Annotated in this window: 6 protein-coding genes; 2 read left to right on the forward strand and 4 right to left on the reverse strand. The window is 64.4% G+C overall.

What is annotated here, in order from left to right; genetic code table 11:
- The 4 genes from AC1DWF_RS29600 to AC1DWF_RS29615 form a co-directional block, all read right to left on the reverse strand.
- The coding region (locus AC1DWF_RS29600) for a tripartite tricarboxylate transporter permease (protein WP_476842395.1) at positions 1-546 on the reverse strand (546 nt) is incomplete at its 3' end.
- A gap of 27 nt (positions 547-573) precedes the next feature.
- On the reverse strand, positions 574-1,062 hold the full coding sequence (locus tag AC1DWF_RS29605; protein WP_476788919.1) for a tripartite tricarboxylate transporter TctB family protein: 489 nt from the start codon (positions 1,060-1,062) through the stop codon (positions 574-576).
- Complete coding sequence (locus tag AC1DWF_RS29610; protein ID WP_476788920.1) at positions 1,059-2,003, reverse strand: Bug family tripartite tricarboxylate transporter substrate binding protein; 945 nt, start codon at positions 2,001-2,003, stop codon at positions 1,059-1,061. The genes AC1DWF_RS29605 and AC1DWF_RS29610 overlap by 4 nt, the downstream gene beginning before the upstream one ends.
- Positions 2,004-2,316: 313 nt before the next feature.
- Positions 2,317-3,381 (reverse strand): ABC transporter substrate-binding protein, encoded by a 1,065-nt coding sequence (locus AC1DWF_RS29615; protein ID WP_476788921.1) that lies wholly within the window; start codon positions 3,379-3,381, stop codon positions 2,317-2,319.
- Between the two features lie 128 nt (positions 3,382-3,509).
- Here AC1DWF_RS29615 and AC1DWF_RS29620 point away from each other — a divergent pair, with 128 nt between their 5' ends.
- Positions 3,510-4,184, forward strand: a complete 675-nt coding sequence (locus AC1DWF_RS29620; protein ID WP_476786315.1) for a response regulator — start codon at positions 3,510-3,512, stop codon at positions 4,182-4,184.
- Positions 4,184-5,575 (forward strand): sensor histidine kinase N-terminal domain-containing protein, encoded by a 1,392-nt coding sequence (locus AC1DWF_RS29625; protein WP_476786316.1) that lies wholly within the window; start codon positions 4,184-4,186, stop codon positions 5,573-5,575. The genes AC1DWF_RS29620 and AC1DWF_RS29625 overlap by 1 nt, the downstream gene beginning before the upstream one ends.
- The last annotated feature ends 57 nt before the right edge of the window (positions 5,576-5,632 follow it).

Consider the following 5,632-nt stretch of genomic DNA (forward strand, 5'->3'; position numbering starts at 1 on the left):
GATCAATCCCATGGCCAGACCAATGAAAAGTGCGGTCAGCCCGCGCAGCGTGGAGTCGCCGAAGGCGGCCGACACGGTCATGAAGGCGAGGATCATCAGCGCGAAATATTCGGCCGGGCCGAAAGACAGCGCCATCTTGACGACCGTCGGCGCGATGAAGGCAAGGCCGATGGTTGCGATCAGGCCGGCAACGAACGAACCGATGGCGGCGGTCGCCAATGCCGGTCCGCCGCGCCCGGCGCGCGCCATCTTGTTGCCTTCAAGCGCCGTGACAATCGAGGCACTTTCGCCCGGCGTGTTGAGCAGAATCGACGTCGTGGAGCCGCCATACATGCCGCCGTAGTAGATGCCGGCGAACATGATCAGCGATCCGGCGGGATCGAGCTTGTAGGTGACCGGCAACAGCAGGGCGACGGTAAGTGCCGGACCGATGCCGGGCAAAACGCCGACGGCAGTGCCGAGCGTCACGCCGATGAGCGCATAGAGCATGTTCATCGGCTCGAGAGCCGTGAGCAGTCCCTGCGCCAGCAGACCAAAGGTATCCATTTAGAGCCGAGCTCCCTTAAAAATCGCTCAGAACAGCAGGTGTTCGAGCGGGCCGGCGGGCAGCGAGAGCTGCAGTCCCTTGGCGAAAATGATCCAGATGACGAAGGAAAGCACGATGCCTAGGGGAATCGTCTTCCACAGCGGGCCGCGGCCGAACGCGCGCGCCGTTGCGGCAAAGAGCAGTCCCGTGGCGATCGAGAAGCCGGCTGCCTTGAGCAGCAGCATCTGGGCGACAAGGCCGCCGACGATCCACAGGATCGGGCTGATTTCCTGATGCTCGCGCTCGGGGAAGTCACCACGCCAGGCTTCGAAGGCCGTCCAGATCGACAGACCGAAGAACGCCGCAGCGATCACATAAGGAAAGGTGGTTGGGCCGACGCGCGCATAGCTGTTGCCGGCGCCATGGCTAGCGGTGCTCCAGGCGATGACGACCGAAACCGCCATAAGCAGCGCGGCGATGGCAAGCGCCGCCCAATCGGGGCGGCGCCTTTCTTGTTGCTGGTTGTCCAGGCTCATTTCACCAGGCCGATGTCTTTCAGGATGGCGGACGTCGCTTCGGTGTCCTTCTTCAGCTGTGCTGCGAAGTCGTCACCGGCGAGGTAGGTGTTGGCCCAGCCCTTGTCGGCGAGGATCTTCGTCCACGAGGCCGAGGTCACCATCTTTTCGACGTCGGCCAGCACAGCTGCCTTCTGCTCGGCCGACAGGCCAGGAGCAGCAGCGACCATGCGCCAGTTCTGGATCGAGACGTCAACGCCGCCTTCCTTGAAGGTCGGGGCGTCGATGCCTTCGACCTTGGCGTCAGACGAGATGCCGATGATGCGCAGCGTGCCAGCCTTGATCTGCTCGGCGAATTCGCCGTAGCCGGAAATGCCGACGGTCACCTGGCCGCCGAGAATGGCGGCAAGCGCTTCGCCACCGCCGGAATAGGCGATGTAGTTGACCTTGGTCGGATCGACGCCGACAGCCTTGGCAATCAGGCCGGCCGTGATGTGATCGGTGCCGCCGGCCGAGCCGCCGCCCCAGGAAACCGCACCTGGATCAGCCTTGAGCTTGGCAACGAGGCCTGCCATGTCCTTGATGTCGGAAGCAGCAGGTACGACCAGCGCTTCGTATTCGCCGGTCAGGCGAGCGATCGGGGTGACCTGATCGAGCGTGACAGGCGAGGCGTTGGTCAAGATCGCGCCGACCATGACATAGCCGCCGACGATCAGCTGAGCCGGGTCGCCGCTGGCCTGGTTGACGAACTGGGCGAGACCGATGGTGCCGCCGGCGCCCGGAACGTTGTTGACCTGCACGGAGCTCGAGATCTTCTCGTCCTGGAGCGCGGTCTGCATCGAACGCGCGGTCTGGTCCCAGCCGCCGCCAGGCGCTGCGGGAGCCATGATCTTGTAGTCGGCCGCTGCGGCCGGCAGAGCGAGCGCGCCCGCGATGATAGATGCCAATACGAACTGCTTCATTGCTGTTCCTCCCTTGCAACCCGCATGCGCGGGGCAAATGCTTTTTTCAGTTTCGAGGCCCGCGCCTGAGGCAGCGTCCCGGAACGTCAAGGGAAGGAATGGACCGTCTAAATGAGCCGGCCACTTGTGCAGCGTTTCCAGGGCCCCATTACGCGACGATATTGCGYCGCTGGATAGCCTTTGAAGAAACGTGTTCGAAGTCCTCCCGAACTTTCCGAGCCCTGCCGCCTCCAACGGATGGGCCGAAACTTCCCTATCGCAGCAACCTGACATCAGACTGACACCGATGCAACAGCTTGGGAACATCGCATGATCAGGGGCTGCGCAGCGCCTCATTCCAGCGCTCGATGACGCGGGATCGCTTGACCTGGTCGAGATAGACCATCAGGCCGGGACTGACCGGCACCGGGCGCAATTGGCCGCCGAGAACTTCCTGCATCCGGTTGGCGGTGTTTTCGCCCGATACGTCCGGATTGACGGCCGCAATGTGCAATTGCCGCGCCATCACCGTCTGGCCCTCGGCCGACATGAAATATTCGAGATAGCGGCGGCCGAGGTCCGGCGACTTGGCGGCCGCCGGCACCAGGCCGATGCGCGACATCACCACCGTGTAGTCTTTGGGCAGGACGATGCCGACATCAGGGTTGCGCGCCGCCCAGTCGGCGGCATAGGAGCCCAGGATGTTGTAGCCAAGCACGAAGCGCCCGTCGGCGATGCGTTCCAGGATCGCGCTGCTTGTCGAATAGAGCTTCACGCCCGCTGCCCCCATGGCGCGGATCACCGACCAGATGTCGGGATATTGCTCCTGGTCGCGCGCCATGAACATGAAGCCGACGCCGGAGCGCTCGATGTCATACGTGGCGATGCGGCCATAGACCTTGTCGCCCTGGGCCTGGAGGAAATCGACGAACTGGCCGCGCGTGGCGGGTGGCGGCGCGTCCTTGAAGCTCGGCTTGTGATAGACGAACACCGCCGGCTCGAAGGTCAGCGCATAGGCGGTGTCGCGCCAGTTGGCCCAGCGCGGCCAGCGGTCGGACAGCGGCAGCCGGCTTTCCTGGGCGTAACCGTCATTGGCGAGCTTGACCTGCAGGTCCATGGCCGAGGAAAAGGCGATGTCGGAAGTGCCCTTGCCGGCGTCGGTCTCGGCCACGACCCGGTCGTAGATGTCGACCGTCTGCAGTTCCTCGTAGCGGACAATGATGCCGGGATTGGCCTTCTGGAAGCCTTCGAGCATCGGCTTGGCCAAAGGCGCGTCGAGCGAGGAATAAACGACAAGCGTGCGCGCGTCCGAAGCGCCGTTGAGTGCTGGAAAGACGGTGACCTCGGCCCAGGCGGGCGCTGAAAGGCAAACAAGGGCGGCGAGAATGGCAAAGCGCATGATCGCTCGACCATGCATCAGCCAAGCGAGCGGCACAACGGCGAAGCGCTATAGATGCGTGCAAGGGGCTCTGGACCTTTGCCTATCGAATAGGCATCGTCATAGCGGGTGGGGCAAGGAGAATTCGGTTGCGCATTCTGGTGGTGGAGGACAACGCGACGCTGGCTGGTGGGCTGGCGGCGGTGCTCAAGGGCAGCGGCTATGCCGTCGACGTGGTCGGCGATGGTGCGTCCGCCGTGGCCGTGCTCGCCACCGAGCGCTTCGACCTCGTCATCCTCGACCTCAACCTGCCCGAGATGGACGGGCTCGACGTGCTGCGCACCATGCGCGGACGCCAGCATGACGCCGCCGTGCTGATCCTGTCGGCGCGGCATTCGCTCGACGAGCGAGTGAAAGGGCTCGACCTCGGCGCTGACGACTACATGGTCAAGCCCTTCGACGTTGGCGAGCTGGAAGCGCGGGTGCGCACCCTGCTGCGCCGCCGCGCCGGGCTCAAGGCGGCGACCGTCACCTTCGGCGAGGTGGCGCTCGACCTCAACACGCGCAGCTTTTCCTCAAACGGAGCTGCCATCGACATTCCGGCGCGGGAACTGGCGCTGCTGGAAACGCTGTTCATGCGCGCCGGCAAGGTCGTCGCCAAGCAGGCGATCATCGAATCGCTCGCCGGCTTCGACGAGGATCTGAGCGCCAACGCCATCGAGCAATATGTCAGCCGCCTGCGCAAGCGCCTGGCTCCTTACGGCCTGACGGTGCGGACCGCGCGTGGCATCGGCTATTATCTCGAAAAGCTGCCAAGCCCCTGATGGCCCGGACGAAGCCCTATTCGCTGCGCAGTCGGCTGCTGCTGTGGCTGCTGGTGCCACTGGTCACCATTGGCCTGATCGCGCTCGCCGACACCTATCGCGAGGCGGTGGACACGGCGAACGCCGTCTCCGACCGGGTACTGGCAGGTTCGGCGCTGGCGATCGCCGAGCGCGTGGTGGTGGCCGAGGATGGCGCGCTGGAAGTCGACATCCCCTATGTCGCGCTCGAAATGCTGACCTCGGCGGCACAGGACCGCGTCTTCTACCGTGTCGACGGCCCCCAGGGGTTCATCACCGGATACCAGAACCTGCCTGTCATCCAGGGGCTCGAACAGGAAGAAAGCGGCTATGCCGACGCGAATTTCCGCGGCGAGCCGATCCGGTTGAGCTCGCTTTCCCGCGCCGCTTCGACGGGTGCGACCTCGATTCCTTTCGTCGTTACCATCGCCGAAACGACCATCGCCCGCACGCAGCTGGCGCAGACCATCCTTTTGCGCTCGGCGCTCAGGCTCGCCATCCTGATCGGCAGTGCGGCGGCGATCGTCTGGCTCGCCGTCACCTTTTCGCTGCGTCCGCTCTACCGGTTGCGCGACGCGATAGCCGAACGCAATCCCGACGATCTGCACCCAATCGAACAATCGGTGCCCAAGGAGGTGCGCGGGCTGGTCGACACCGTAAACTCATTCATGGGCCGGCTCGGCTCGGCACTGGGTGCGATGCGGCATTTCACCGGCAATGCCAGCCATCAGCTACGCACGCCGCTGACCATCATCCGCACCCAGCTTGCCCTTGCCGCGCGCGCGCACTCGCTCGAAGAGGCGCGGCAGGCCGCCCGGATGGGCGACGAGGCGGTCGCTCATGCCGAGCGCGTCATCGCCCAGCTTTTGCTGCTCGCCAAGGTCGACGAGGCGGCGTCCGACAGGCTCAAGAACCTTGGCGCGGTCAACCTGACCGAGCTTGCGCAGACGCTCACCGCCGATCGCGTTACCCAGGCGCATGCCGCTGGCATCGATCTCGGTTTTGACGGCGAAAAGGCACTGTTTGTACGCGGCGAACCGATGCTGCTCAGCGAAATGATCCGCAACCTGATCGAAAACGTGCTCGCTTATGCCGGCAGCGGCGCGGAGGCGACGGTCAAGGTGCTCGACGGTGGCACGGAGGTCGTGCTGGAGGTCGAGGACACCGGACCGGGCATCCCGGCGTCGGAGATGGAAAGTGTTCGCCAGCGTTTTGTGCGCGGGCGATCGGGCGACAAGCCAGGTGCAGGGCTCGGCCTGCCGATCGTGGAAGAGATCGCGGCATTGTTCGGCGGACGGCTGGAGCTGCTGGCAGGCGCGAATGGCCGTGGCCTAAGGGTACGGATTGCGTTTCCGTCTATAAAAACGCTGTAGAAATTGCCCCTCATCCGCCTGCCGGCACCTTCTCCCCGTAATGACGGGGAGAAGGAA

It is taken from the genome of Aminobacter sp. P4_D5 (assembly GCF_056401815.1).

What these genes read in the sequence shown, in the direction of transcription:
- AC1DWF_RS29610 (WP_476788920.1), bottom strand. Translation starts at nt 2,003, where the DNA reads ATGAAGCAGTTCGTATTGGCATCTATCATCGCGGGCGCGCTCGCTCTG.
- AC1DWF_RS29615 (WP_476788921.1), bottom strand. Translation starts at nt 3,381, where the DNA reads ATGCGCTTTGCCATTCTCGCCGCCCTTGTTTGCCTTTCAGCGCCCGCC.
- AC1DWF_RS29625 (WP_476786316.1), top strand. Translation starts at nt 4,184, where the DNA reads ATGGCCCGGACGAAGCCCTATTCGCTGCGCAGTCGGCTGCTGCTGTGG.
- AC1DWF_RS29605 (WP_476788919.1), bottom strand. Translation starts at nt 1,062, where the DNA reads ATGAGCCTGGACAACCAGCAACAAGAAAGGCGCCGCCCCGATTGGGCG.